The organism is Arthrobacter sp. 210 2 (assembly GCF_059093025.1).
The window spans coordinates 194,020-219,751 of the sequence record NZ_JBNHIE010000006.1 but is presented as its reverse complement, the minus strand read 5'-3'; the positions used below and the strand labels follow the sequence as shown (position 1 = coordinate 219,751).

At 66.4% G+C, this 25,732-nt stretch carries 24 protein-coding genes; 7 read left to right on the top strand and 17 right to left on the bottom strand.

Going from position 1 to position 25,732, the window contains the following annotated elements; translation table 11 throughout:
• The first annotated feature begins 78 nt into the window (after positions 1-78).
• The 3 genes from moaA (at position 79) to AC5RWA_RS13520 (ending at position 3,660) form a co-directional block, all read left to right on the top strand.
• Entirely contained in the window at positions 79-1,194 is a 1,116-nt protein-coding gene (moaA, locus tag AC5RWA_RS13530) for a GTP 3',8-cyclase MoaA (protein WP_494057994.1), read from the top strand.
• A gap of 6 nt (positions 1,195-1,200) precedes the next feature.
• Positions 1,201-1,467: a MoaD/ThiS family protein gene (locus AC5RWA_RS13525; RefSeq protein WP_115525037.1), complete on the top strand. Its 267-nt coding sequence runs from the start codon at positions 1,201-1,203 to the stop codon at positions 1,465-1,467.
• Between the two features lie 273 nt (positions 1,468-1,740).
• On the top strand, positions 1,741-3,660 hold the full coding sequence (locus AC5RWA_RS13520) for an HNH endonuclease signature motif containing protein (protein WP_494057993.1): 1,920 nt from the start codon (positions 1,741-1,743) through the stop codon (positions 3,658-3,660).
• Positions 3,661-3,722: 62 nt separating this feature from the next.
• Here the strand turns inward: AC5RWA_RS13520 and AC5RWA_RS13515 are convergent, their stop codons facing one another.
• From AC5RWA_RS13515 to truB, 10 genes are all read right to left on the bottom strand, one after another.
• Positions 3,723-4,376, bottom strand: a complete 654-nt coding sequence (locus AC5RWA_RS13515; protein ID WP_494057992.1) for a DUF1579 domain-containing protein — start codon at positions 4,374-4,376, stop codon at positions 3,723-3,725.
• Between the two features lie 88 nt (positions 4,377-4,464).
• On the bottom strand, positions 4,465-5,808 hold the full coding sequence (locus tag AC5RWA_RS13510) for a M16 family metallopeptidase (protein ID WP_494057991.1): 1,344 nt from the start codon (positions 5,806-5,808) through the stop codon (positions 4,465-4,467).
• Between the two features lie 112 nt (positions 5,809-5,920).
• On the bottom strand, positions 5,921-8,179 hold the full coding sequence (locus AC5RWA_RS13505) for a polyribonucleotide nucleotidyltransferase (protein WP_079595496.1): 2,259 nt from the start codon (positions 8,177-8,179) through the stop codon (positions 5,921-5,923).
• A gap of 240 nt (positions 8,180-8,419) precedes the next feature.
• Complete coding sequence (gene rpsO / locus AC5RWA_RS13500) at positions 8,420-8,689, bottom strand: 30S ribosomal protein S15 (protein ID WP_013600532.1); 270 nt, start codon at positions 8,687-8,689, stop codon at positions 8,420-8,422.
• Between the two features lie 216 nt (positions 8,690-8,905).
• The gene (locus tag AC5RWA_RS13495; RefSeq protein ID WP_494057990.1) at positions 8,906-10,165 is read right to left on the bottom strand and encodes a kynureninase; all 1,260 of its coding nucleotides are present in this window, start codon (positions 10,163-10,165) and stop codon (positions 8,906-8,908) included.
• Positions 10,162-11,016: a tryptophan 2,3-dioxygenase gene (gene kynA, locus AC5RWA_RS13490; protein ID WP_494057989.1), complete on the bottom strand. Its 855-nt coding sequence runs from the start codon at positions 11,014-11,016 to the stop codon at positions 10,162-10,164. Before kynA ends, AC5RWA_RS13495 begins: the two co-directional genes overlap by 4 nt.
• Positions 11,017-11,106: 90 nt before the next feature.
• Positions 11,107-12,090 (bottom strand): bifunctional riboflavin kinase/FAD synthetase, encoded by a 984-nt coding sequence (locus tag AC5RWA_RS13485; protein WP_275728909.1) that lies wholly within the window; start codon positions 12,088-12,090, stop codon positions 11,107-11,109.
• A gap of 79 nt (positions 12,091-12,169) precedes the next feature.
• Complete coding sequence (locus AC5RWA_RS13480) at positions 12,170-12,622, bottom strand: hypothetical protein (protein ID WP_494057988.1); 453 nt, start codon at positions 12,620-12,622, stop codon at positions 12,170-12,172.
• 19 nt (positions 12,623-12,641) lie between these two features.
• Positions 12,642-12,995: a hypothetical protein gene (locus tag AC5RWA_RS13475; RefSeq protein WP_079595500.1), complete on the bottom strand. Its 354-nt coding sequence runs from the start codon at positions 12,993-12,995 to the stop codon at positions 12,642-12,644.
• Positions 12,996-13,934: a tRNA pseudouridine(55) synthase TruB gene (gene truB / locus AC5RWA_RS13470; protein ID WP_494057987.1), complete on the bottom strand. Its 939-nt coding sequence runs from the start codon at positions 13,932-13,934 to the stop codon at positions 12,996-12,998. It abuts the gene before it with no gap.
• Between the two features lie 61 nt (positions 13,935-13,995).
• Between truB and AC5RWA_RS13465 the strand changes: the two genes are divergently transcribed.
• Positions 13,996-15,156, top strand: a complete 1,161-nt coding sequence (locus AC5RWA_RS13465) for a pyridoxal phosphate-dependent aminotransferase (RefSeq protein WP_494057986.1) — start codon at positions 13,996-13,998, stop codon at positions 15,154-15,156.
• Positions 15,157-15,163: 7 nt separating this feature from the next.
• Here the strand turns inward: AC5RWA_RS13465 and trxA are convergent, their stop codons facing one another.
• Both trxA and AC5RWA_RS13455 read right to left on the bottom strand, forming a co-directional pair.
• On the bottom strand, positions 15,164-15,601 hold the full coding sequence (gene trxA, locus AC5RWA_RS13460) for a thioredoxin (protein WP_494057985.1): 438 nt from the start codon (positions 15,599-15,601) through the stop codon (positions 15,164-15,166).
• A 2-nt stretch (positions 15,602-15,603) separates the two neighbouring features.
• The gene (locus AC5RWA_RS13455; protein WP_275728922.1) at positions 15,604-16,089 is read right to left on the bottom strand and encodes a nucleoside deaminase; all 486 of its coding nucleotides are present in this window, start codon (positions 16,087-16,089) and stop codon (positions 15,604-15,606) included.
• Positions 16,090-16,266: 177 nt separating this feature from the next.
• On the opposite strand from AC5RWA_RS13455, the gene AC5RWA_RS13450 reads away from it, so the two are divergent.
• A complete protein-coding gene (locus AC5RWA_RS13450; RefSeq protein WP_494057984.1) occupies positions 16,267-17,397 on the top strand; it encodes a ScyD/ScyE family protein in 1,131 nt (376 codons plus the stop codon).
• A 76-nt stretch (positions 17,398-17,473) separates the two neighbouring features.
• Here AC5RWA_RS13450 and rbfA read toward each other — a convergent pair whose 3' ends face one another.
• From rbfA to rimP, 5 genes are all read right to left on the bottom strand, one after another.
• Positions 17,474-17,983, bottom strand: a complete 510-nt coding sequence (rbfA, locus tag AC5RWA_RS13445; protein ID WP_079595505.1) for a 30S ribosome-binding factor RbfA — start codon at positions 17,981-17,983, stop codon at positions 17,474-17,476.
• 251 nt (positions 17,984-18,234) lie between these two features.
• The gene (gene infB, locus AC5RWA_RS13440) at positions 18,235-21,162 is read right to left on the bottom strand and encodes a translation initiation factor IF-2 (protein ID WP_494057983.1); all 2,928 of its coding nucleotides are present in this window, start codon (positions 21,160-21,162) and stop codon (positions 18,235-18,237) included.
• Positions 21,163-21,311: 149 nt separating this feature from the next.
• Positions 21,312-21,674, bottom strand: coding sequence for a YlxR family protein (locus AC5RWA_RS13435; RefSeq protein ID WP_079595507.1), 363 nt, complete (start codon positions 21,672-21,674; stop codon positions 21,312-21,314).
• Positions 21,675-21,836: 162 nt separating this feature from the next.
• Positions 21,837-22,817, bottom strand: a complete 981-nt coding sequence (gene nusA, locus AC5RWA_RS13430; RefSeq protein ID WP_079595508.1) for a transcription termination factor NusA — start codon at positions 22,815-22,817, stop codon at positions 21,837-21,839.
• Positions 22,817-23,434, bottom strand: coding sequence for a ribosome maturation factor RimP (gene rimP / locus AC5RWA_RS13425; RefSeq protein WP_079595509.1), 618 nt, complete (start codon positions 23,432-23,434; stop codon positions 22,817-22,819). Before rimP ends, nusA begins: the two co-directional genes overlap by 1 nt.
• Positions 23,435-23,522: 88 nt before the next feature.
• On the opposite strand from rimP, the gene AC5RWA_RS13420 reads away from it, so the two are divergent.
• Both AC5RWA_RS13420 and AC5RWA_RS13415 read left to right on the top strand, forming a co-directional pair.
• Positions 23,523-24,596: a DUF4439 domain-containing protein gene (locus AC5RWA_RS13420; protein WP_494057982.1), complete on the top strand. Its 1,074-nt coding sequence runs from the start codon at positions 23,523-23,525 to the stop codon at positions 24,594-24,596.
• Between the two features lie 76 nt (positions 24,597-24,672).
• Positions 24,673-25,710 (top strand): aminoglycoside phosphotransferase family protein, encoded by a 1,038-nt coding sequence (locus AC5RWA_RS13415; protein ID WP_494057981.1) that lies wholly within the window; start codon positions 24,673-24,675, stop codon positions 25,708-25,710.
• The last annotated feature ends 22 nt before the right edge of the window (positions 25,711-25,732 follow it).

Here is a 25,732-nt window from a genome sequence, read left to right as displayed (position 1 = left end):
CCCGCAGGGGATTCTGCCTGCAGCCCACTCCGTGGTCATCGGTGTGATCTACGGCCTATCGTGGCGTAGCCTGAATTCATGACTGTCCAGCTAGGAATGCCGCAGCCCCGGGAGGATGACCGGTCGGTCCCGGCTGCCCGCCCGGCGGATGCCGGGGCCGGGCTTGTGGACCGCTACGGGCGCCGGGCCACCGACATGCGGCTGTCCCTCACGGACAAATGCAACCTCCGCTGCACGTACTGCATGCCCGCCGAGGGGCTGGAATGGCTCGCGAAGCAGGCCGTCATGACAGCCGACGAGATCGTCCGGATTGTCCGGATCGGTGTGGACCACCTCGGCGTCCGCGAACTGCGGCTCACCGGCGGCGAACCGCTGGTCCGGCACGACCTGGCGGGCATCATCACGGAACTGCGTCGCAACCATCCCGCCCTGCCCATCTCCATGACAACCAACGCTGTGGGCCTGGCCAAGAAGGCGGCCTCCCTGAAGGCTGCCGGGTTGACTCGCATCAACGTGTCGCTGGACTCCCTGCACGAGGAAACTTTCACCAAACTGACCCGCCGGCCGTTCCTGGACCAGGTCTTGGCCGGCGTGGATGCCGCGTGGGCCGCCGGGCTGGGCCCGGTCAAGCTCAATGCCGTGCTGATGCGGGGCATCAATGATGCCGAAGCGCCGTCGCTGCTCGCCTGGGCGCTGGGGCGCGGGTACGAGCTGCGCTTCATCGAACAGATGCCGCTGGACGCCGACCACGGCTGGACGCGGCGGAATATGATCACGGCGGCGGAGATCCGCGGCCTGCTGTCCGCCGACTTCGTCCTCACCCCGGATCCCCGGGCCCGTGACGGCGCCCCTGCCGAACGCTTTGAAGTACGACGCCGGGTGGCCGGCACCGCTGATGCCACCGGTCCCGTGCTGGGCACCGTAGGAATTATCGCCTCAGTGACGGAGCCGTTCTGCTCCGACTGCCGCCGCACCCGGATTACCGCCGAGGGCAAGATCATGAGCTGTCTGTTCTCACGCGAGGAGTTCGACCTCCTGGGCCTTCTGCGGTCAGGTGCCGGCGACGATGACCTGGCACGGCGGTGGCAGGATGCCATGTGGATCAAACCAAAGGCCCACGGCATGGACCACGTGGGACTTGACGCTCCGGACTTCGTCCAGCCGGACCGCAGCATGAGCGCCATCGGGGGCTGAATTGTGATGAATGTACGTTACTTCGCTGCCGCGCGCGCTGCTGCGGGTGTTGAGGAAGAAAAGTTCGACCTGCCGGAAGGCGCTACCGTGGCGGAGCTGCTCGAAGCGGTCCTGTCCGTGGAGCGCCCCGAACCGCCTGCCGGCACTCCCCCGCTGGCCCGCATCCTGTCGCGCAGCAGCTTCCTGCTCAACGAGGTTGCGGTGCGCGACCAGTCAACCGTTGTGGGACCCGATGATGTGGTTGACGTGCTGCCTCCGTTCGCTGGCGGATAAAGCCCTCACCGCGCCGTATTTCTATAGTGGGCGGTTTCCGTAGCGGCTCGATTTCCCAGCGGCTCGTGGCATATCCGCCCCTTGGTCATGCCGCGGATCCGCCCGACGAGTGCTGGCGGCCAGAATGTCAGTGCCTCCCGCGATGATTCCTGTATGGGAAACGGCAGGGGCTCCGGAGCTGACGGGACAGCGCTGTTTCCTGCCGTCGCAGCTGCTCCACCACAAATTGTCAGTGCCTCCCGCGATGATTCTTCTATGGGAAACGGCGCGGTCATGGCAGCACCAATGGAGGGTATTTTTGCCACCACGGCTGCCATCAACGCGCTGTTCCTTGAGGAGGAAGCCCTTGCGGCTGCTTCGCTGGGGGCTGATGGCGGCGACGGCATTGACCTGCTGGACCGGTTCTACCGGAACCGGTTGGAGCGGCTGGGCCTGGAAAAGCGACTCGAGGCGCAGGTCGCCGCGCTCAAGGCCCGCGATGCCGTCCAGTGCCTCGGCCTGCAGCAGGCCATGACGCCGCCCGGCGCCTCCACCCACGACCGCACCTACGCGGAAATATCGGCAGTGGAAGAAATCGCCGGGATCCTGACCGTCAGCTCCGGGGCAGCGGCCGCGTTCCTGGCCCAGTCCCGTCGGGTGTGCTCGCTGCCTACCGCCTTTGAGGCGCTGTCCACCGGGTCCCTCTCATGGCAGCACGCCCGGGTCATCGCCGACGAAACCGAGAACCTGGACCACGCCGGCGCTGTGGCCTTGACGGATCATTTCCTGGACCCGGATGCGCCGAATCCTGCGCGGGGCTGTCCGGCTGGGCAGCTGGTGCCTTCACGGTTGAGGTCAAAGGTACGGGCTTGGCGGGAACGGCATCATCCGGAGTCAATCGAGAAACGGCATGCCAAGGGTGTTGCGGACCGGCGGGTCGAATTCACCCCTGACCGGGACGGCATGGCCTGGATCTCGGCCTACCTCCCGGCCGACTCCGCGTTGGCGGCCTGGAACAGAACCACGGCCATCGCCCGCGGCCTGCAAGGCCCCAACGAAACCCGAACCCTTACTCAGATCAAAGCTGACGAGTTCACCCGCCGCCTCCTCAGCACCGGCACCGCCGCCACGGCGGCTGGCCGCACCGCGGGGACCAGCGGGGCGGGGGTCAGCGGGGCGGGGGCCAGCGGGGCGGGGGCCAGCGGGGCGGACGACAGGATCCCGGACAGCAACAGCGCGGGCGCCTGCCACACCGGCATCCGCACCCCCGGGCGGGCTTCCCATGACAACGGTGCAGCTGTCCAACAACTCCCCGAAGGGTTCATCGGGCTTGCCACGCTCGATGGGTCCGACGAACCAGCAGCACACCTCGGCATCCGCGACGCCCTGGCAGCGGCGTCCATGAAGGCGGGCAGCGCCGGCGACCACGGAATCACGAGCCTTAGCGATCCCGCAACCAGCGCGTTTCCCGGCGACCCTGAAGTCGGGAAGATTCCGACCCCGCGGGCGGACGTCATCGTCACCGTCCCCGTGTTCGCCCTGCTCGGCCAAACCAACGAACCCGCCGGCCTCGACGGTTACGGCCCCATCCCCGCGTCCATGGCCCGCAAACTCCTCACGGAAGGCGCAGATTCCTTCACCCGTGTCCTCGTCGATCCACGCGACGGAGCACCCCTCGAAATAGGCCGCACCAGCTACCGGATCACCAAAGCAATGCGACAAGCCCTGGCCCTCCGGGACGGCAAATGCACCTTCCCCGGCTGCAACAACAACGCCCTGGACAACGACACCGACCACATCACCGCGTGGCAAGACGGCGGAACAACCGGCATCAGCAACCTGGCACAACTCTGCCCAAAGCACCACCGCCTCAAACACAACAGCGGCTGGACACCCACAGAAGCAACAAGAACCAAACCACCAGGCTGGACCTCACCCACCGGCCGCCACTACACCAGCGAACAACCCGACCGGGAACAAACCATCTGGCCGGACAAGATACTGGTTCAGGAAATGAATAACGTGCCGCACCTGCTGGAACCACCCTGTGAAGAACCAGAAGACAACAACCTCATCGACGCCGACGACATCGCACCCTACGACCCCGCGTGGGACGACTTCTACGCCATGCCCATCGTCCTCCCACCGGACCCGCAAAAGGACATGGCCCTGGAAAACTGGGACGTGGGGAACTGTATTCCGGTCCTGACGTGAATCCGTACTGGCGTGAACCCGGCGCCTCGCTCATCAGAAAGTGTCCTCGGGAACTTCGGCCGTCAGGCCCGCGTGAACGTTGAGGTCATGAACAGCGTGTAAGTCGAGCCTGTGCCATCAGCGCCGGCATTTTCAGCGCTCCCGCCGCCGGGTTGCGTCCTGGAAGGCTCGCGCGACCGGAGCTCCGTCACATGTATCAGGACGTCACCGTCAAGGCGCACTGAGTGGCGGGTCCAGCCGGCACTGCCGTGGCGCTCCACACGAAGGACACCCCCTCGCCAGGTGCAGCGGTCCGGAACCGCCGGCACCGGATCCGTGGTGTCCGCGTGGTACCAGAGAACATCAGGATGGTCAGGGTCCACCGTGAACATGCCGTGGCCTTCGAAGTGCGTCCCGTCCGGCTCACGGTGGCTATATGTTTGCACAACGCCGAACCCGCTGGCCACCCGAAGGTAGGTAACGTCGGCTTCCACGGTACGTTCCGGTCCCCACGGGCCGGCAGCCAGGCGCGTGCTCCCGCGCCAGTGGCCGAGGAGATCGCGCAGGGCAGGATGGACACCAACGGCAGGGGCGCCGGCGGCCGCCCTGACATCGGCATGACTGACATTGGCACCCCTGGCGTCGGAATGGGTGCCGGCGGCATTAGTGCCGGCAGGGTCGATGCTGCCGGGGTCGTCCGGGCCGATGCTGTCCGTACCCGGCAGGGGTCCATCCACGCCCTTCACCCCTCACCGCAAGGCGCCAGCTCTCTGCCGACGCCGGATGCGCCCATCCTATGCCCAGGCCGGAGCGCCGTGGCAGGGGTCAGAGACCGAAGGTTTCCGTTTCCTCGAACGGGCCAACCACAGTAACTGTCCGCGGGGCCGCCGCGAGCTCGGCTGCCAGGTCCTGGACCTGCTCCGCAGTCACCGCCTTGATGAGACGGAGCGTTTCGTCGATGTCCTGGTACTCACCGGAAACGAGTTCTGCGCGGCCCAGGCGGGACATCCGTGAACCGGTGTCCTCCAAGGCGAGCACGATGCCGCCGCACAGCTGGCCGACCGCCTTGCGGAGCTCGTCGTCGGAGATGCCGTGCTCCGCGAGCTTGTCCAGCTCAACGCCGAGCAGGTCCAGCACCTGCCGCACCTTGGACGGCGTGCACCCGGCGTACATGCCGAAGTAGCCGGCATCAGCGTAGGAAGACGCAAACGAATAGGTGGAGTAGACCAGGCCGCGCTTTTCGCGGATCTCCTGGAACAGCCTGGAGGACATTCCCCCGCCCAGGACAGCGTTCAGGACGCTCATCACGTAGCGGCGGTCGTCGGTCGCGACGATGGTGGGGCAGCCCATGATGATGTTGGCCTGCTCCACAGCACGCTTGACCACGTGGAGACCGGCGGTACCGGTGATGAGGGCGCGTTCGGTTGAGCGGCGCTTCACGGGTGAGGCGTTCGTTTCCAGGGACCAGCCGGCCGATTCAAGGGCGTCAACCACAAGGTCGCAGACGACGTCGTGGTCCAGCCCGCCGGCCGCGGTGATCACGAGTTCATCCGGCCGGTAGTAGCGGCGGTAGTGCTCCCAGACGGAGTCGCGGGCAACTGCCTTGATCGCGGCGGGGGTTCCGCCGATGGGCCGGCCCAGGGGGTGGCTGCCAAGGACGGCCGAGACGAAGTGCTCATGTGCGACGTCCGTGGGGTCGTCGCTGTCCATGGCGATTTCCTCGAGGATGACGTCCCGTTCCTGCTCCATCTCGGCAGGGTCCAGGACCGCGCCGGTAATCATGTCCGCTATGACATCGATGGCCATCGGCAGGTCCGTGTCGAGGATCCGGGCGAAGTAGCAGGTGCTTTCCTTCGCAGTGGCGGCGTTGGACTCGCCGCCCACCTCGTCGAAGGCTGACGCGATTTCCAGGGCGGTGCGGCGCTTGGTGCCCTTGAACAGCAGGTGTTCAAGGAAGTGGGTGGAGCCGTGCTGGCCCGGGGCCTCGTCGCGGGAACCGACGCCCACCCAGAAACCGATGGTGGCCGACCTCTGCCCGGGCATCGCCTCTGTCAGCACCCGCACTCCGCCGGGCAGCACCGAACGCCGGACTTCGGAGCCGCCGTCGGAACCGTGGACCAGGGTGTCGCCGCGATGGTTCTGCTCGAGAGGCAGGGGTACAACAGTCATTGAGGCCTTTCAAAAGGGGCAGCCGGGATCTGGCTGCCATCGTAACAGCGGCGGGGCCGGTGGATCATCCACCGGCCCCGCCGATTCATGCTTGTGCCGGAAAACCGCGCTGTTAGACGTCAGCGCCTTCAGCAGGTTCCGTGGTGTGGGCGCGCTCGGTCTCAGCCGCACCTTCTTCCTCGGCTACCACCGGGGCGAGCGAGAGCTTTCCGCGGTCGTCGATCTTGGTGATTTCCACCTGGACCTTCTGGCCGACGGAGACCACGTCATCCACGTTGTCCACGCGCTTGCCGTTGGCCAGCTTGCGCAGTTCGGAGATGTGCAGGAGGCCGTCCTTGCCCGGGGTCAGCGACACGAAGGCACCGAAGGTGGTGGTCTTGACGACCGTACCCAGGTAACGCTCGCCGATTTCCGGGACCTGCGGGTTCGCGATGGCGTTGATGGCGGAGCGTGCTGCGTCTGCAGACGGGCCGTCGGTGGCGCCAATGTAGACCGTGCCGTCGTCCTCGATGGAGATGTCGGCGCCGGTGTCTTCCTGGATCTGGTTGATCATCTTGCCCTTGGGGCCAATGACCTCGCCGATCTTGTCCACGGGGATCTTCACGGCGATGACGCGCGGTGCGAACTCGGAGAGCTCGTCCGGGGTGTCGATGGCCGAGTCCATGACCTCGAGGATGTGCAGGCGTGCTTCGCGGGCCTGCTTCAGGGCTGCTGCCAGCACCGAAGCGGGGATGCCGTCGAGCTTGGTGTCCAGCTGGATGGCCGTGACGAACTCGGAGGTACCGGCAACCTTGAAGTCCATGTCGCCGAAGGCGTCTTCGGCGCCAAGGATGTCAGTCAGTGCCGCGTAGCGGGTCTGGCCGTCCACCTGGTCGGAGACCAGGCCCATGGCAATACCGGCGACGGCGGCCTTCAGGGGCACACCGGCGTTCAGCATGGACAGGGTGGAGGCGCAGACAGAACCCATCGACGTCGAACCGTTGGAGCTGAGCGCCTCGGATACCTGGCGGATGGCGTACGGGAACTCCTCGCGGGACGGCAGGACCGGCACGAGGGCCCGCTCTGCCAGGGCACCGTGGCCGATTTCACGGCGCTTGGGCGAGCCCACGCGGCCGGTCTCACCGGTGGAGTACGGCGGGAAGTTGTAGTTGTGCATATAGCGCTTGGTCTTGACCGGCGACAGCGAGTCAATCTGCTGTTCCATCTTCAGCATGTTCAGCGTGGTGACACCCATGATCTGGGTTTCGCCGCGCTCGAAGATGGCGGAGCCGTGGACGCGGGGCAGGACCTCAACCTCGGCGGTGAGCTGGCGGATGTCCGTCAGGCCGCGGCCGTCGATGCGGACCTGGTCCTTGAGGATGCGCTGGCGCACTACGTGCTTGGTGACCGAGCGGAATGCTGCGGACACTTCCTTGTCACGGCCTTCGAACTGCTCGGCCAGGGCGGCGGAAACCTCGTCCTTCAGCGCGTCTGAAGCGTCATTGCGCTCCTGCTTGTCCGCGATCTGGAAGACAGCAGCCAGCTTTTCAGCGGCAGCTGACTCAACAGCGGCGTAGACGTCGTCCTCGTAGTCGAGGAAGACGGGGAACTCAACGGTGGGCTTGGCTGCACGGGCGGCCAGGTCAGCCTGCGCCTCGCACAGAGCCTTGATGAACGGCTTGGCAGCCTCGAGGCCCTCGGAGACAACCTCTTCGGTGGGGGCGGTGGCGCCCTGTTCCTTGATGAGGTTCCAGGAGTTGTCCGTCGCTTCAGCTTCGACCATCATGATGGCGACATCGTCACCGGCGATGCGGCCGGCCACAACCATGTTGAAGACGGAGTTTTCCAGCTGGGAGTGCTTGGGGAAAGCGACCCACTGGGAGCCGTTTTCGTCAGCGACCAGGGCAACGCGGACGCCGCCGATGGGGCCGGAGAACGGCAGGCCGGACAGCTGGGTGGACATCGAGGAGGCGTTGATGGCCACAACGTCGTACAGCTCGTCCGGGTTGATCGCCAGGACGGTGACCACGATCTGGACCTCGTTGCGCAGGCCCTTGATGAAGGCGGGGCGCAGCGGGCGGTCCATGAGGCGGCAGGCCAGGATGGCTTCGGTGGACGGACGTCCTTCACGGCGGAAGAACGAGCCCGGGATGCGGCCGGCAGCGTACATGCGCTCTTCGACGTCGACCGTCAGCGGGAAGAAGTCGAAGCCTTCACGCGGGTGCTTGCCGGCGGTGGTGGCGGACAGCAGTGCGGTGTCTTCGTCGATGTACACCATCGCTGCGCCGGCTGCCTGCTTGGCGAGGCGGCCGGTTTCGAAGCGGATTACACGCTTGCCAAAGCGGCCATTGTCAATGACTGCTTCTGAGAACTGGATTTCGGGACCCTCCAAGAGAGTCACCTCCGTTTCTTTCTTACGGAGTCCAGCCGCATCAACCCAGCCAGCATCTGTCTACTGGCCCTGCACCCGGTCATCGATCGAGACCCACGGGCCGGGGCTTCAGTCAACGAAGCCTTCCCGGGGATCACTACCGAGGACCGCGAATGCGTGATGCGGTTGATCCTCCTGTTTAGTTTTTATTTGAAGAAGGCGGCCCGTTCCGTGCCGGAAAGGGCCGCCCCCGAAGTGCGACTAGCGGCGCAGGCCGAGGCGCTCGATGAGCGAACGGTAGCGGGCGATGTCGGTCTTCTTGAGGTAGCTCAGCATGCGCTTGCGGCGACCAACCATGGCCAGCAGACCGCGCTGGGTGTGGTAGTCGTGCTTGTGCTCCTTCATGTGCTCAGTCAGATCCTTGATCCGCTGGGTCAGGACAGCAACCTGGACCTCGGGTGAACCCGTGTCGCCTTCGCCGGTTGCGTATTCCTTGATGATGGACTGCTTTACAGCGGCGTCAAGTGCCACAATAACTCCTAGTAAATGTGCCGTGAGGGCCCAGGTCAGAAAATCACTGCCGGGTCTGCCGCCGCGGCATAACCCCGGAAGAACCGGGATGCCGTACGCAACAGGAACCAGCCGCCACGGACTGCAGCCGGATCCGTCGTCCAGTTTACCGGCCGCGGCCTAATGTTGTCGAAACAGGGGACGCCGGAGAGCCGCTGCAGGAAGACGGTGCCCCGGTCAGCCCTGGAGCCGGTCCCGGATGGCAGCCATCCCGTGCAGCACTTCCTGGAAACTGGTGCTGAGGGGCGACAGGCCAATTCGGATGCCGCGCGGAGACCGGAAATCGGGGATGACGTCGTCGTCCCACAGCGCTGCAACCGTTGCCTTCGTGAATCCGGGGTGGTCCACGGTGATGTGGCTGCCCCGCTCCCCCGGATCACGGGGCGTCGCCAGTTCAGCCCCCAGGGGTGCCAGCCATTCATCGAACACCTCGACGGCGAACCCCGTCAGTTGAACCGACTTCTTCCGGATGGCCGCCATGGACGCTTCCTCGATGAGGTCCAGGGTGCCGCGCATGGCCAGCATCCCGAAGATTGCGGGAGTGCCGCTCAGGAATCCCCTGATGCCCGCCGCAGGCTCATACCCGGCCGCCATCTCGAAGGCATCCTTCCGGCCCATCCAGCCCCAGATGGGCTGGTTGAGCGAGGTCAGGTGCCGCCGGTTGACGTAGGCGAACGCGGGCGAGCCCGGACCGCCGTTGAGGTACTTGTACGTGCAGCCGGCAGCAAAGTCCGCGCCCGCGCCGTCCAGGTCGATCTCCACGGACCCCGCGGAATGGCAAAGGTCCCACACCACCAGCGCGCCGGCGTCATGCACGGCGGCAGTGATACCCGGAAGGTCCGCCAGGTGGCCGGAGCGGTAGGCGATCTGGCTCAGGAGTACGACGGCGGTGCGCGGCCCCGTTGCGTCGCGCACCTGGTCAACGGTCACCCCTGCGGCGGGATCTGTTTCGATCCAGCGGAGCGTCAGGCCCTCCTCCAGGGCTATGCCTTCGACAAGGTAGCGGTCCGTGGGAAAGTTCTCGGTGTCCAGGACCAGTTCGTTGCGGTCCGGGTCAGCCACCGCCGACAGTGCCGCGCGGATCATCTTGTACAGGACCACGGTGGTGGAGTCGGCAATGATGGTCTGCCCCGGGGCGGCCCCCAGGACCGCCCGGCCCAGCTGGTCGCCGATGGCCTGCGGCAGCTCCAGCCACTCCTCGTCCCAGCCGCGGATCAGGCGCCCGCCCCAGCCGTCGCGGATAAACGCCCCGATGTCCTCGGGAGTCCGTTTCAGCGGACGTCCCAGGGAGTTGCCGTCCAGGTAGGACAGCGGCGTGGCCGTGCCGATGAAGTGGGCACGGAACCGGGCCAGCGGATCCTGCCGGTCGAGCTTTGCGGCACGCTGCGGCAGTGCAGTGCCTGTTGCCGGGGAGGGATGTGCCTGCTCAATGCTCATTGTCCGATTTCCGTCCTGACAGCGAATAATTCCGGGAAAAACGTAAGTTCCAGGGCCTTTTGCAGGAAGGCTGCGCCGCTGGAGCCGCCGGTTCCGGATTTCATGCCAATGGTCCGCTGGACCGTCCGCAGGTGGCGGAAGCGCCACAGCTGGAAGTTGTCCTCAAGGTCAACGAGCTCCTCACAGGCTTCGTAGGCGCCCCAGTTGTCCGCGGCATGCTCGTAGATGTGTTTGAAGAGCGGCACCAGTTCCGGGGTGAACTCGTGTGCCTTGGTGACGTCGCGTTCCAAAACGGCGGCGGGGACATCGAATCCCTGGCGGGCAAGGTAGGCGAGGAATTCGTCGTAGATGCTGGGCGCGGCGAGCAACTCCTCCAGCATGGCGTGCGCCTCGGGATCTGATTCGAACACCGGAAGCATTTTGCGGTTCTTGTTGCCCAGCACGAATTCCACCGCGCGGTATTGGCTGGACTGGAAACCGGACGAGTTGCCCAGGAAGCCGCGGAACTGTGAATACTCCGTGGGCGTCAGGGTGGCCAGCACGGACCACTGCTCCGTCAGTGTCTTCTGGATGTGCTTGACCCGCGCGATGCCCTTCAGCGCCGAGCCGAGATCGTCCGCGCGAAGCCAGGCGGCAGCGCTCCGCAGCTCATGCAGCACGAGCTTCAGCCACAGTTCCGTGGTCTGGTGCTGGATGATGAACAGGAGCTCGTCATGGTGTTCGGGCTTGCTGACGGGCTGCTGCGCGCTTAACAGGGTGGGCAGCTGAAGGTAGGAGGCGTAACTCATCCTCGAGCTGAAGTCACGGACGATGCCCTTGTCCAGCTTGCGGGTGTTCTTCTCAACGGACACGTACTGCCTTTCCTTGCTGACACCCCGGCAGGCCTGCCAAGGTGGCGTGGGTCTGAACCGGCGCCGTCCAGGTGGCAGGTCAGCGGCTCTTCAGCGCCTGGTCAGCAGATCATGCGCCTGGACAACGTCCAGCTTCATCTGGTCAACCAGGGCCTCAGGCCCACGGTAGGCCACCATTCCACGGAGCCGCTCCACAAATTCGACAATTACTGTCTGGCCGTACAGATCGAAGTCCTCAACGGCTTCCCTGGGCCGGTCGATGACGTGCGCCTCCACCTGCCGGCTGACGCCGTCGAACGTGGGGTTGGAGCCCACGGAGATGGCGGCGGGCCAGCGTTTGCCGGCCTGGTCGACAAGCCAGCCGGCGTAAATACCGTCGGCAGGGATCAGCCCGCTCGAGTTGGACGCGAGGTTGGCCGTGGGAAACCCGAGGGCGCGTCCCCGTGCGGCGCCGTGGACAACCTCGCCGCGCATCCGGTGGGGGCGGCCCAGCACGGCCGCGGCCGTGGTGACGTCGCCTTCCTGCAGGGCTTCCCTGACCCAGGTGGACGAACAGCGGCGGTCCTTGCCGTCGTCGTCATGCAGGGGGTAGCCCTCGGAGCCAAACTCGCTGATGACCTGCACCTCGAACCCGAACTTCTGGCCGAGCATCTTCATGGTGTCCAGGTCGCCGGAATTGCCGCGGCCGAAGCGGGCGTCGTGGCCGATCACCACATGGCTGGCGTGCAGGCAGTCCACCAGGTACTGCTCCACGAATTCCTCGGCCGTCAGGCTGGCCAGGTCCAGCGAATACTTCACCACCAGGACGGCGTCCAGGCCGAGTTCGCCCAGGGCCTCGAGTTTGTCGTCCAGGCCCATGATCAGCTGTGGCGCGGCTTCGGGGCGGTGGACCAGCGCGGGATGCGGGTCGAAGGTGACGGCAACCGCCCTGGCATGGGTGAGCCGGGCTGAGCGGATCAGCTGGGACAGCACCTGCTGGTGCCCGCGGTGAACGCCGTCGAAGTTCCCAAAGGTGACAACAGATGGGCCGAAGTCCGCCGGGACTTCGGACGGATCGTTCCAGATGTAGACCATCACCCTCGCCTTTAACTGCCTGCAAGCATCAACAATCCGCAGCCATGCCGGCCGCGGAACTCTTCAAGGTTACCTGCATTCACAGCGCGGTTTTCCCGTGCGATGGCCTGCGCCGGTACAGCCACACCAATCCGAGAATAGGGAGCAGCAGGGGGATGAAGCCGTAGCCGCGGCCAAAGAGGGACCACACGGTTTCGTGCGGGAACGCCACGGAGTCGAACACGCTCAGGGCACCCACCACCAGTACGCCCACGAGTTCCACCAGCACTGCGGCGAGGGACACCTTGAACCAGGTGCTGCCTGCCTTGGCAAGGGACACCGTGGCCACGACGTAGACCAGGGCGGCGAAGGCGGAGAGCAGGTATGCCAGCGGAGCCTCGGAGAACTTGGTGAGGATCTGGTAGCCGGCGCGTGCCGAGGCCGAGATGGCGAAGACGGCGTACACCGCGATCAGCAGGCGCCCGGGACCGGTGTTGCGGGTGTTCCGGGCGGGGGCGTCACCGATGGCGGCGCGCGGGTGCTGCTCTTTCACGTTGTGTGCTTCTTCCACTTCAGTACCAGATCTGGTTCATGCGGGCGGCCATCACCAGGGCGGTAACGCCGACGGCGGCCAGGACGAAATTGCTCCACCGTGTCCGTTCCAGGATGGACCAGTAGACGGCGGCCGGGGGCAGGAGCATGGCGGTGGCGAGGTAGCCCCAGAATTCCCAGGCTTCACCGGCGATGGGTTCACCGGCGATGACGCGGATGATGGAACCGACAAGGTAGACCACCAGGGCGACTTCGACGGCCGCCACCGACAGGATGGTGATGTCGTTGGGCGCCTTCTTGAGGATGCCCGCCGCCAGGCAGATCCCGGTGGACACCAGACCCACCACCAGGATGATGTAGAAATAGGCGTCCATTTATGCGTCCCCGGCGTTGGTGACGGCTGGGCTGCCGTTGCCGGGTGCGAAGACCAGGACGGGTTTGGCGTAGCTTCCGGCGTCCGCCAGGAGGGCCACCAGGCTTCCGTCGGGCGCAAAGGCGGCGGCCGGATGGTCGGCGGTGGCTGCCGCGGGACTTCCCGGGGCTGCGCCGGCGGCAATGCGCCGGCCAAAGGAAATCTCCATTGTTTCCTCGGGGGTGAGCTCGCGGTTGGGCATCAGCGCCCGGGCCGCCTGGGACATGTCCAGGACGTTGAGTTCCTCGGCAAGCTGTTCGAGGGTGCGGGCCTGCTCCAGCGAGTACGGGCCGACATGGGTGCGGCGGAGCGCGGTGAGGTGGCCGCCCACGCCCAGGGCGTTGCCCAGGTCCCGGGCCAGGGCACGGATGTAGGTTCCGGAGGAGCATTCCACCGTGACATCAACGTCGACGAACCCGGCTGCTTCCTCCCGGCGGATGCCGTGCACCTCAAACCGGTGGATGGTGACGGGGCGGGCGGCGAGCTTCACATCCTCTCCGGACCGGACCCGCGCATAGGCGCGCTCGCCGTTGACCTTGATGGCGCTGACGCTGCTGGGCACCTGCTGGATTTCGCCTGTAAGGGCGGCGACGCCGTCGTGGATGGCCTGCTCTCCCACGGCGGCGGTGGGGGCCGTGGCAATCACTTCACCCTCGGCGTCGTCCGTCACCGTGGACTGGCCCAGGCGGATGGTGGCGGTGTAGGTCTTGGAGGTGCCCACGATGTAGGTGAGCAGGCGGGTGGCTTTGTTGATGCCGACCACCAGCACTCCGGTGGCCATCGGATCCAGGGTCCCCGCGTGCCCCACTTTCCGGGTACCTGCGAGGCGCCGCATCCGGCCAACCACATCATGGCTGGTCCATCCCTGCGGCTTGTCCACTATCACCAGTCCAGAAAGCACGCCTCCCAGTATATCGGCGCTGGTGGGGCCGCCCGCACAGCCGCCGGTTAGGATGGCAGGCATGCCTGAGCTTGCCGCCCATGTCCGCGACGTGCCCGTCAACCAGATCCGCGAGATCACCGAGGCTGGGTGGCGGACCCCCGGTGCACTGGTCCTCAGCATCGGGGAACCGGGGTTCCCGCTCCCCCGCCATGTCCTGGAGGCCGGCATGGCCTGCCTGGACAGGGACGAGACCAACTACACCCCCAACGCCGGCATCCCTGCCCTGCGCGAAGCCTTTGCCGCCAGGTTCCGCGAGGAGCAGGGATGCGACGTCGGCGCGGACCGGGTGTACGTGGTGGCCGGCGCGCAGCAGGGCCTGCACCTGGCCATGAGCCTGCTGCTCTCCCCCGGCGACGAGATCCTGATCCCCAACCCGGGCTATCCCACGTTCGCCATGACCGGCAGGCTCCTGAACGCCGTCCCCGTGGGCTACCCGCTGTACCCGGACAACGGCTTCCAGCCCAGGCCGGAAGACCTTGAGGCCCTCATCACGGACCGGACCAGGGCCCTGGTCCTGAACTCGCCGTCCAACCCGCTGGGCGCGGTCCTGGGCGGGGACCTGACCCGGGAGCTGATGGACCTGGCCCGCCGGCACGATCTGTGGGTGATTTCCGATGAATGCTACGAGGCCTTTACCTACGACGTGCCGCACATCAGCCCGGCAAAGTTCGACGGCGGGACGCCGGGTGAAGCGCGCGTCTTCACCTCCCTGACGCTGTCCAAGACCTACGGCCTCACCGGCCTGCGGATCGGCGCGCTGGTCTGCCCGCCCGGGCTGAAGCAGAAGATGGACAACGTGATGGAGTCGATCGTTTCCTGCGTGGCGGCGCCGTCGCAGTATGCCGCGCTCGCGGCCCTCACCGGCCCCCAGGACTACGTGCAGCACGCCTCCGGGCACTACAGGGAGAACCGGGACGCTGCCTCTGCCGTCCTCGACTCCCTGGGGATTCCGTACCTGCAGGCCCAGGGTGCGTTCTACCTGTGGGCTGACGTCTCCCACGCCAGCGGCGGCGATGTGCGGAGCTGGGTGCGCCGCTTCCTTGCGGACTCGGGTGTTGCGCTGGCGCCCGGTACCGCATTCGGATCCATCGGTGAAGGTTGGGTGCGCATTGCGTTGTGCGGGCGGAAAGAGGACCTGCTGGAGGGCCTCTCCCGGTTGCCGGCGCGGAAGCCCAACTAAAACCGGGTCAGCGGGCGGCGCCGGAGAGCGCCCCGTCCAGCCAGGACCGCAGGACGTCGGCGGGCGCGGCTCCGGCCTGCCTCGCAGCCACCCTGCCGTCCACCAGCACCATCAGCGTGGGGATGGCCTGCACGTCGAAGCGGCGGGACAGGCCAGGTGCCTTGTCCACGTCCACCTTGACCAGCTTGATCCGGCCCGGCCGTTCGCGCGCCAGCTTGTCCAGGACGGGGCTCACCATGCGGCACGGACCGCACCAGTCAGCCCAAAAGTCCACAAGCACCGGCACCGGCGACCGTTCCGCCTCCGCCCCGAAGTCCGCGTCCCCGGCGTTCACGATCCACGGCAGCCCTGCCTTGCAGTTGCCGCAGCGAGGCTGGCCGGCCGCCTGCGCGGGAATCCTGTTGGTCTTTCCGCAGGCCGGGCAGGCGATGAGCGTTGGTTCCATTCCTAGTACTCCTTCCGGTGCTTGTGCTCACCCCACGCCTGGAAGGGAGCGTCCGACGCCGGAACATCACCCCGCGTGACCGGCATCAGTTCCGGGCGGGATCCGCTGAAGTACTCGTAGAAGAGGGCATCGTCGAAACCGGCTGCAGCGGCGCCGTGGCGGTCCGCGGCGAAGTAGACCCGGTCGATGCGCGCCCATAGGGCGGAGGCAAGGCACAGCGGGCAGGGCTCACAGCTCGTGTAAAGAACGGCGCCACGGAGATCGAACGTGGCGCGTGCCGCAGCGGCGGTGCGGATGGCCACCACCTCGGCGTGGGCCGTGGGATCGTTGTCGCGGGTCACCCTGTTGACGCCCTCATACACGCGGCCGTCCGGGGTGACCACCACTGCGCCGAAAGGTCCGCCGCCATCCCCCACGTTTCCGGTGGCTAGTTCCACGGCCTGCTTCAAGTAGCGGGCGGCGTCGTCGAAGTCTCTTGCCATGGTCATAGCTAGATCCTAGCCATGGGCCGGCTGTTAGGGGGTGAAATTAGGGGGCGCATTAGGGGGAAAGTCCCCACGACATTCTTGACCGGCAGGCATATTCTGGCGCCCGGGGGTTTCCGAATTTTTGCCTCTCGCGAGGCTCCTTATCCGGCCCGCCAGGGCGTCAACCCGGAGTACCCAATGAAGAGAAAGCTCACCCTGATCGCGTGTTTGGCAACCGCGGCTGTCATAGCCCCGGCAAGCGCCTCCGTGGCGTCCGACCGGGACCACCGCCACGAGCCGGAGGCCACGGAGCTCGCCGGCGGGCTCGTTTCACCGCTGCACCTCGCCGTAGGAACCAATAAATCCGTGCTGGTGACCCAGGATTTCGCGGGGAAGCTCAGCCGCGTCAACAGGGACAAGACCGTTACCAATATCTACCAGGCTGCTGCTGGCTTTGGCGTGGCGGGGGTGGAAACCCGCGGCGCCACCACGTTCTTCCTCGAAACTGCCGGTGCCGGCTCACCGAATCCTGCCGAGCTGAAGGGCTTTCTGAAAGCGATCAACCCGCGCGGAGATGTCCGCCAGATAGCTGACCTGGCCGAACATGAGCGGAAGAACAATCCCGATGCAGGCCAGGAGTATGGGTTCGGACGGGACGCCAGCACCAAGTGCCTGGATCAGGCGGCAGCGATTGCGGATGCACCACCGGCACGGTACAACGGCGCCCTGGACTCGAATGCCTACGCCACGGCTGTCCAAGGCAACACGGCTTATGTCGCCGACGCCGGAGCAAACGCTGTCCTGAAGGTCAACATCCACTCCGGCGCCGTCAGCACAGTGGCAGTTCTGCCTCCCCGCCCGTCAGTCCTCACTGCAGAGGCCGCCGCGGCCTTAAAGGCACCGGACTGCGCAAATTTCAAGTATGCTTTCGAACCCGTTCCGACTGACGTGGAAATCGGCCCGGACGGCTGGCTGTACGTGACATCGCTTCCAGGTGGACCTGAAGTCCCTGGCCTGGGCGCACGCGGCGCGGTCTTCAAGATCAACCCGTGGACCGGGCACACGAGGCTCTGGGTGGATGGCATCCTCAGCCCCACAGGCCTGGCAGTGGCAAACACAGGTGACGTTTACGTGGCCTCGCTGTTCGGCAACGAGATCCTGAAGTTCAGCGCATGGAAGGGCCACCGTTCAGTGTTCCTGCCAGTCCCCGCGCCGGCCGATGTGGAGGTCCACGGCCGAACTTTGTATGCAACGGTGGACGCCTTCAACCCGACCTCCCCACCTCCTCCCCCTGCCGAAGGCCGGGTGATCAAGGCCGACATCCGGTAGCAGCGCACCACGTTTTCTGGGAAGCAGAAGGCCCGGACCCGCAACTGCGGTCCGGGCCTTCTACTGACGTTTTGGGTTACTTGTTGCCGTCTTCGTCGAATTCTTCCCCGTCGGCGAGGTCAAGGTCCTCTTCGTCGAAGTCGTCCTCGTCGATGTCCACGTCGGCTGACGCGTCACTCTTGTAGGGATCGGCTTCGCCGGCGTGCTTGGCCTTGGCAGCCAGGGCGGCCACCTCGGCGTCGCGCTTCTTGGCTTCCCGAAGCAGTTCCTCCAGGTTCGAGGCGTTGACGGGAATCTGGTCCGCAACGAACTCAAGGGTGGGAGTCAGGCGGACGGTGACGTTCCGGCCAACCTCCTGCCGAAGCACCCCCTTGGCCTTCTCAAGTCCCTTGGCAGCATCAGCCTGGACAGCCTGGTCCCCGAAGACGGTGTAGTAAACGGTGGCATGCTGAAGATCATTGGTCACCCGCGCATCGGTAACAGTAATCCCCTCAAGCCGGGGATCCTTAACCTTCCGGCTCAGGGCCTCAGCAACAACAACCTTAATCCGCTGCGCCAACTTGGCAGCACGTGCCGGATCAGCCATGAACAACTCCTATAAGAAGAAAAATTTGGGACGTACGACGGCGGCACAGGAGCTGCCTCGAACGTTTCAGTAATGTGCCACGCACTAAAGGCGAGCCAACGACGGACCCGCGTTGGATTTTTCCGGCGGCCTGGGAGTGGCATCGGGCCTGCCGAAGCTGGGTGGCCGACGTCGTAAGACGTTGGCCACCCAGCGAAGGGGCGGGGCCGCCGGAAAAATCCAACGGCCCCGCACCAAAAGAGCAGCACAACTTAGACGCGCGGCTTCTCGCGCATCTCGAAGGTCTCGATGATGTCGCCTTCGGAGATGTCGTTGTACGAGCCAAGACCGATACCACACTCGAAGTCCGTGCGGACCTCGGTTGCGTCATCCTTGAAGCGCTTGAGCGTTTCAACGGTGAGGTTGTCACCGATGATCTTGCCGTCGCGGCTGATGCGGGCCTTGGTGTTACGGCGGATGATGCCGGAGCGGACGATCGAGCCTGCGATGTTTCCGAACTTGGAGGAGCGGAAGACTTCGCGGACCTCGGCGGTGCCCAGCTGGAATTCTTCGTATTCCGGCTTGAGCATGCCCTTGAGCGCCATCTCGATGTCATCGATTGCGGAGTAGATGACGGAGTAGAAGCGCATGTCCACGCCTTCGCGGTCTGCCAGTTCGGCAACCCGCTCGGCGGGCTTGACGTTGAAGCCGATGATGACGGCGCTGTCCACTGTTGCCAGGTTGACGTCGTTCTGCGTGATGGCACCAACACCGCGGTGGATGACGCGCAGCTGCACGCCTTCGCCGACGTCGATCTTGAGCAGGGCGTCTTCGAGGGCTTCCACGGCACCGGACACGTCACCCTTGAGGATGAGGTTGAGGGTGTCGATCTTGCCTTCGGCCACTGCCTGGTCGAAGTCTTCGAGGCTGATGCGCTTGCGGCGCTTGGCCAGGGCGGCGTTGCGGTCCGCTGCTTCACGCTTCTCGGCGATCTGGCGGGCGGTGCGCTCGTCAGCGGTCACGAAGAAGGTGTCGCCTGCACGCGGGACGTTGGACAGACCCAGCACCTGCACGGGGCGGGACGGGCCGGCCTCGGTCAGGGCGCTGCCGTCGTCGTCGAACATCGCACGGACGCGGCCGTGGGCCGTGCCTGCAACGATGGTGTCGCCGACGCGCAGCGTACCGGACTGCACCAGGACGGTGGCCACGGAACCGCGGCCCTTGTCCAGGTTGGCTTCGATCGCGATACCGCGGGCGTCCTTGTTCGGGTTGGCGCGCATGTCCAGGGCGGCGTCTGCGGTCAGCAGGACGGCCTCGAGCAGCTCGTCGATGTTGAGGTTCTGGCGGGCAGAGACCTCCACGAACATGGTGTCGCCACCGTATTCTTCCGGAACCAGGCCGTACTCGGTCAGCTGGCCGCGGACCTTGTCCGGGTTGGCGCCTTCCTTGTCGATCTTGTTCACAGCCACGACGATGGGCACGTTGGCCGCCTGTGCGTGGTTGAGGGCTTCAACGGTCTGGGGCATAACGCCGTCGTCCGCTGCGACCACCAGGATGGCGATGTCGGTGACCTTCGCACCACGGGCACGCATGGCGGTGAACGCCTCGTGGCCCGGGGTATCGATGAAGGTGATCTTCCGGTCGTCGCCTTCGTGGTTGTGCGTGACCTGGTAGGCACCGATGTGCTGCGTGATGCCGCCGTGCTCGCCCGCCATAACGTCGGACTTGCGGATGGCATCGAGCAGGCGGGTCTTACCGTGGTCCACGTGGCCCATGACGGTGACTACCGGAGGACGTGCCTCAAGGTCTTCGTCGCCTTCGGCTTCGAGCTCTGCGTCGAAGTCGATGTCGAAGGTGGAGAGCAGCTCGCGCTCCTCGTCCTCCGGCGAGACGACCTGGAGCTTGTAGCCAAGCTCCTCGCCGAGCAGCGCGAAGGTTTCCTCGTCCAGCGACTGGGTGGCGGTTGCCATTTCACCGAGGTGGAACAGCACGGTCACCAGTGCGGCGGGGTTCGCCTCGATCTTGTCGGCGAAGTCCGTGATGGATGATCCACGGCGCAGGCGGATGACGGTGTTGCCGTCGCCGCGGGGTACGCTCACGCCACCCAGCGACGGTGCGCTCATCTGCTCAAGTTCCTGGCGCTTTGCGCGCTTCGACTTGCGCTGCTTGCCACGACCGGCGCCGCCCTTGCCGAACGCACCCTGGGTGCCACCGCGACCGCGGCCACCCTTGCCGAAGCCACCGCCTGCGGGAGCACCGCCGCCGGCACCGGGACCACCGGTGCCCGGGGCGCCACCGGGGCGTCCGGGGCCACGGCCGCCGCCACCGGGACGGCCTGCACCAGCGGGGGCGGGACGCTCAGTGCGGTTGGGCATCATGCCGGGCGTAGGACGGTTTCCGCCTGCACCACCGGGACGCGGTGCACCCGGGCGGGGTCCACCGGCACCGGCTGCGGGACGGGGACCGCCTGCACCGGCAGCGGGACGGGGACCGCCCGGACGGGGGCCGCCGGCACCTGCTGCGGGACGCGGACCACCGGGACGGTCGCCATCGGTACGGCTGCCGCCCGGACGGGGCATGCCCTGAGAGGTGGCAAACGGGTTGTTGCCCGGACGCGGCGGACGGTCTCCGTCGCCGCCACGGCCACGGGGCATGCCCTGTGAAGTGGCGAAGGGGTTGTTGCCCGGACGGGGGCCGCCGGGACGGGGTGCGGATGCACCGGATGCGGAACCACCCTGGCGGGCAGCGGGTGCAGCCGGGGTGTCAGCCTTGGGAGCCGGACGAGCGCCGGGCTTGGCGCCGGTGGACGGCGCAGCGGGTGCAGCCGGAGCGGCAGGTGCGCTGGCGGCAGGCGTGCTGGCAGCAGGTGCTGCCGGAGCAGCGGCCGGTGCCGGGGCTGCCGGAGCGGCGGGGGCGGGTGCCTGCACCTTGGGGGCCGGAGCCTTGGGTGCAGCCGGGCCGGGAGCCGGGGTTGAAGGGCGTGATTCCGCCGCGGGAGCGGGCGCCTTGGGCGCGGCTGCCGGTGCTGTTGCCTTGGCAGCAGCGTCGGGGAAGGCGTTGCGCAGCTTGCGCACAACGGGGGCCTCAATGGTGGAAGAGGCGGAGCGAACGAATTCGCCCAGTTCCTGCAGTTTTGTCACTGCATCTTTGGAAGTAATACCGAGCTCTTTCGCAAGCTCGTGTACGCGGACCTTGGCCACATTTCTCCTGTCTCGGTCCGCACCGAGCCAGGCACGAACCGTCTACTTCTTACTGCGGGCCCCAGCCGCACATGCAGAAGGGCCCATTGCAGAGCGCAACAAAGTTGTCATCGTTACGCACTCATCGCTGGGAACTCATCGGGTTTCCATCAGATTTCTGACCCGCTTTCAGGTTGGACGGTTGGTGTCGCAGCCACCGGGGCGCCTGCGACGCTCGGGCCTGACTTGATCCGGTGTTCGACGGCGGCTGTTCCGGTTGCGCCCCGAAGGGCACGTCCGAACGCTCGCCGTTTTATCGCCAGAGCCAGGCACGATTCGCTGGGGTGCAGCCATGCACCCCGGCCAGCCATCCGGCGTCGTTCATCAACCAGGACAGCGGATGATCCGCTGCCTTCGGCGACGAGCCGGAGTAACTCAGACCGCGGCCCCTTCTTCCGGCATCCGATGCAGGTCCGTTCGGGTTGACTCCCGCTGGTAAGTACTTCTGCCACGGTCATCGTCCTGACGTTCATCTCTGCTGGCCGCAGGCAACCCTCCCGTTGGCACGGAAAGGGCACACCCATGGCGCACGACTGCCGGCCGTTAGGCGCGGTCTTATCTATTCTAGCCCCTTTGGGCCGTTCTGCCCGAAACCAGTTGCGGTTCCGGCGTGGCAGGGTCCGGCGGAAAGGCTGTCAGTTTTCCTTGGCCGTGGCGGCGTCGGAAACGATGTCGATCCGCCAGCCGGTGAGCTTTGCGGCCAGGCGGGCGTTCTGGCCCTCCTTGCCGATGGCCAGTGACAGCTGGTAGTCGGGAACCACAACACGCGCCGACCGGGTGGCCTCATCGGTAATGGTGACCGAATTCACGCGCGACGGCGAGAGGGCGCTGGCGATAAAGGTTGCCGGGTTCTCGCTGAAGTCGACGATGTCGATCTTCTCGTCATTGAGTTCCGTCATCACGGCGCGGACGCGGGACCCCATCTCACCGATGCAGGCACCCTTGGCGTTGATGCCGGGGGTGTTGGCCTTGACGGCGATCTTGGTGCGGTGGCCTGCTTCACGGGCGAGGGCAACGATTTCCACGGACCGGTCGGCAATCTCAGGCACTTCCAGTTCGAAAAGCTTCCGGACGAGCCCCGGGTGGGACCGTGACAGGGTGACGGACGGGCCCTTGGAGCCGCGGTGGACGTCGATGACCAGGGCACGGAGCCGGTTGCCGTGGATGTACTTCTCGCCGGGTACCTGCTCGGGCGGCGGAAGCAGTGCCTCCACGGAGCCCAGGTTGACTTGGATCATGTGGGGGTTGTTGCCCTGCTGGATGGTGCCGGACACCAGCTCGCCTTCGCGGCCCTTGAACTCGCCCAGGACGTTGTCGTCTTCAACATCGCGGAGCCGCTGCAGGATGATCTGGCGCGCGGTGCTGGCGGCGATGCGGCCAAACCCTTCCGGGGTGTGCTCGAACTCGCCGATGGGGGCGCCGTCGTCGTCAATCTCCACAGCCCAGATGGTCACGTGGCCGCTCTTGCGGTCCAGCTCGGCCCGGGCCTTTTCAAAGGCGCCGGGGGACTTGTGGTAGGCCACCAGGAGCGCCTGCTCGATGGTGGGGATCAGGAGGTCCAGCGGGATTTCACGCTCACGCTCCAGAAGTCTCAGTGCGCTCATGTCAATATCCATCAGGCCTCCTCAGAAGGTCCATTGTGTTCAGGTTCCAGACCGCCCTCATTGAGGTGGCTGAATTCGATCTCGACTTTTCCGCTGCGGATCCTGTCGAAAGGAAGTTTTACGGGCTCGCCCTGCTTGGGCTTCATGCCCTTCTTGACCGCGATCTCCGGGACGAGGGTCACTCCCCCGTCATCCACGGACTGGATGCGGCCCGTGATGTTGTCGCCCTGGACAACGTTCACTTTGACCATCCGGCCCTTGGCCCGGTGCCAGTGGCGGGGTTCCGTCAGGGGACGTCCCACGCCGGGTGAGGAGACTTCGAGATCGTACGGGCGGCCGTCGTCGCCCGGATCGTTGTCCAGAACGTCGGACAGGACCTTGGAGATGTCCGCGATGACGTCCAGGTTGACGCCGCCGGTTTCCTCCTGGGGAAGGTCCACCACAACGTGGACTACCCGGTGCGAACCCGCTACGTTGATGGCGACGTCCTCAAGGTACAGGCGGTTGGCCAGGACCGAGGGTTCAAGGAGGGCCCGGAGCCGGGCTGCTTCCGGATTGTGTGCCGCTGCGGAGTCAGGCCGACCCGTTCCGGTGTGGTCTGATGAAGCCGTGGCTTCTGCATTGCTCACGATGCCGGCCGCCTCCCTATAGATGATGTGGTGTGTACTAGCGTAGCTATTTTACCGGCTCAGTGGTGCACGGCGATCCCCTTCCGGCGTGACACCATGGTCTGTTGTGAACGACGACCAGCAGGAAAACCCGCCCCGGATGCGCTACTTCCGGTACGCGGCTGTATCGCTCGCAGCCCTCCTTGTCCTTAGCCTGGGATTCGCCCTCACGCCCGCCGAACCGCCGGTCCCGCCCGCTCCGCCATTCTCCGAGCAGGCGCGCGCGGCAGCCTTTGAGGACGCCCTCGGGCTCCGCGCCGCGGGGCTGGAACTCGCAGCCGGAGCCGCCGACGGCGGTGCTGCCGCCGCCACCGGCCGCATTGTGACTTTGCTGACCATCCAAGCCCGCGCACTGCTCCTGCCGGAGGCCGCGCCGGTGTCACCGCCGGCCACAGCTGCCCCGCCATCCGCTGCCCCGGAGATGACGGCGCCGGAACTTGCTGCGGCGTTGGCCGCCAGCGGTTCCGCACGGCTTGAGGACGCGAAGAGTGCCGACGGCGGCATGGCACGCCTGCTGGCCGGTGCCGGGACGGCGCAGCTTCTGGCAGCCCGGGATCTTGCAGCCGCCGCCGGCGTTCCGGACCCTGTGGCACCCGCTGCTGCAGCCGGCCCGGCATCTTCACCCTCCGCCACCGCGCCTGATCCGGAGACTGCGCCGTCCTCCTGCCCCACCGCCCCGCCTGCCGGGCCGGACGCCGGTACTGCCCTGGCCGCCGCTTCCACCGCCGAACAGGAGGCGGTCTACGGATACCAGGCCGCACTGACGCGGCTGTCTCCTGCGGAGGCCGGACCGGCGTCGGAATTCCTTGCACGGCACCAGGACCTCGCGGCGGACGCTGAAGCCTGGGGCCGCCTCCACTGCGGCACTGTCCCTCCCCAGCAGCCAGGCTACGTCCTGGACGCCGGCTTCCTGGCTGCGCCGGCAGCCGGCCTGGCGCAGCTGGAGGCCGCAACCCTGCCGGCATACGGGGACGTGGTGGCGCTGGCAGAGGGGCCTGCCCGCACTTGGGCGCTGCAGGCGCTCCAATCGGCCGCCGCCCGCACCCTGCACTGGGGCGGCGATCCGGGTCCGGTTCCGGGACTGGCGCTGGACGAGGCCCAACTCCCCCTCCTCCCGGGGTGAACGCACGGGCGTCGAACCCTTCGGGATTCCGCAGACCCTGCCACCCCTGTCCGCACCTGCGCCTAGGCTGGTGCTGATGAGCCAGCAAGCAGCAGTCCCCATTCCTCCCGACCTCACTGCACGGTACGGCCGAAGCAGTGCAGGACGGGCGTGGCTCGCGTCGCTTCCCGGCCTGATCCAGGGGCGTCTTGAGCACTGGCGCCTGAAGCCAGACCTGGCCGATGGCAGCATGCCGTGGAACGGCCATGGCGCTGTGGTGATTCCGGTGCTGCAGGCTGACGGCTCCCCTGCAGTCCTCAAGGTCGCCTTTCCGCACGATGAAGCAAGGGTTGAACGGCATGCCCTGGCACTGTGGCGCGGCCGCGGTGCGGTAGCCCTGCTCGAATCGGACGCGGGCACCTGCGCCATGCTCCTGGAGCGGCTGGAGGCAACACAGTCGCTCAACGGGGTGCCGTTGCGGGACGCGGTGGACGTGTGGGGCGGGCTGGTCCGGCAGCTGAGCCTAAGCCCGGATCAGCGGCCCCAGTGGCAGGAGTTCGAGCACATTGCGGCGCGCGCCGAACAGTGGAGCGATGACCTTCCCGCCGATTGGGAACAGCTGGGGCGGCCCTTCCCCCGCTGGTTGCTCGAAGCGGCACTCGAGGTTTGCCAAACCCGCGGGGCGGTGGGCCGGCGCTCCGGCCGCGATGTGCTGGTCCACACAGACCTGCATTTCCTCAATGTCCTGGCCCGGCCCGGCGCGGCCGTGCCGGATGGACGGCCGATGGCGGCAGGATACGCCGCGATCGACCCCCAGCCGATGATCGGCGAACCGGAGTTCGCGGTGGCGCCGCTGCTGTGGAACCGGATCCGGGACCTGCCGGCCAACCAGCCTGGGGAAGGCCTGCGGGAGCGGTGCGCCGAGTTCAGTGCAGCGGCCGGCCTTGATCCTGAAGCCGCCCGGCAGTGGGGTGTCGCCCGGGAAGTTGCCAATGCGCTGTGGTACGCCGGAAAGCCGGACCACCAGGGCGATATGGCACGCTCACTCTGGGTGGCCAGCACCTTGGCCGGACGGACGCTTGAAGGGCTGCCGCCTGCCCACGCCCTGCCCGAGCCGGGCCAGGCACCGGGCTAGCGTACCGGCACCGGCAACGGTT

Excerpts from the sequence above, each read along its gene's own strand:
- moaA (WP_494057994.1), top strand. The coding sequence starts at position 79 with ATGACTGTCCAGCTAGGAATGCCGCAGCCCCGGGAGGATGACCGGTCG.
- AC5RWA_RS13525 (WP_115525037.1), top strand. The coding sequence starts at position 1,201 with ATGAATGTACGTTACTTCGCTGCCGCGCGCGCTGCTGCGGGTGTTGAG.
- AC5RWA_RS13520 (WP_494057993.1), top strand. The coding sequence starts at position 1,741 with ATGGCAGCACCAATGGAGGGTATTTTTGCCACCACGGCTGCCATCAAC.
- AC5RWA_RS13510 (WP_494057991.1), bottom strand. The coding sequence starts at position 5,808 with ATGACTGTTGTACCCCTGCCTCTCGAGCAGAACCATCGCGGCGACACC.
- AC5RWA_RS13495 (WP_494057990.1), bottom strand. The coding sequence starts at position 10,165 with ATGAGCATTGAGCAGGCACATCCCTCCCCGGCAACAGGCACTGCACTG.
- AC5RWA_RS13485 (WP_275728909.1), bottom strand. The coding sequence starts at position 12,090 with ATGGTCTACATCTGGAACGATCCGTCCGAAGTCCCGGCGGACTTCGGC.
- AC5RWA_RS13475 (WP_079595500.1), bottom strand. The coding sequence starts at position 12,995 with ATGGACGCCTATTTCTACATCATCCTGGTGGTGGGTCTGGTGTCCACC.
- AC5RWA_RS13465 (WP_494057986.1), top strand. The coding sequence starts at position 13,996 with ATGCCTGAGCTTGCCGCCCATGTCCGCGACGTGCCCGTCAACCAGATC.
- trxA (WP_494057985.1), bottom strand. The coding sequence starts at position 15,601 with ATGGAACCAACGCTCATCGCCTGCCCGGCCTGCGGAAAGACCAACAGG.
- AC5RWA_RS13455 (WP_275728922.1), bottom strand. The coding sequence starts at position 16,089 with ATGACCATGGCAAGAGACTTCGACGACGCCGCCCGCTACTTGAAGCAG.
- AC5RWA_RS13450 (WP_494057984.1), top strand. The coding sequence starts at position 16,267 with ATGAAGAGAAAGCTCACCCTGATCGCGTGTTTGGCAACCGCGGCTGTC.
- rbfA (WP_079595505.1), bottom strand. The coding sequence starts at position 17,983 with ATGGCTGATCCGGCACGTGCTGCCAAGTTGGCGCAGCGGATTAAGGTT.
- AC5RWA_RS13435 (WP_079595507.1), bottom strand. The coding sequence starts at position 21,674 with ATGAACGTCAGGACGATGACCGTGGCAGAAGTACTTACCAGCGGGAGT.
- nusA (WP_079595508.1), bottom strand. The coding sequence starts at position 22,817 with ATGGATATTGACATGAGCGCACTGAGACTTCTGGAGCGTGAGCGTGAA.
- AC5RWA_RS13415 (WP_494057981.1), top strand. The coding sequence starts at position 24,673 with ATGAGCCAGCAAGCAGCAGTCCCCATTCCTCCCGACCTCACTGCACGG.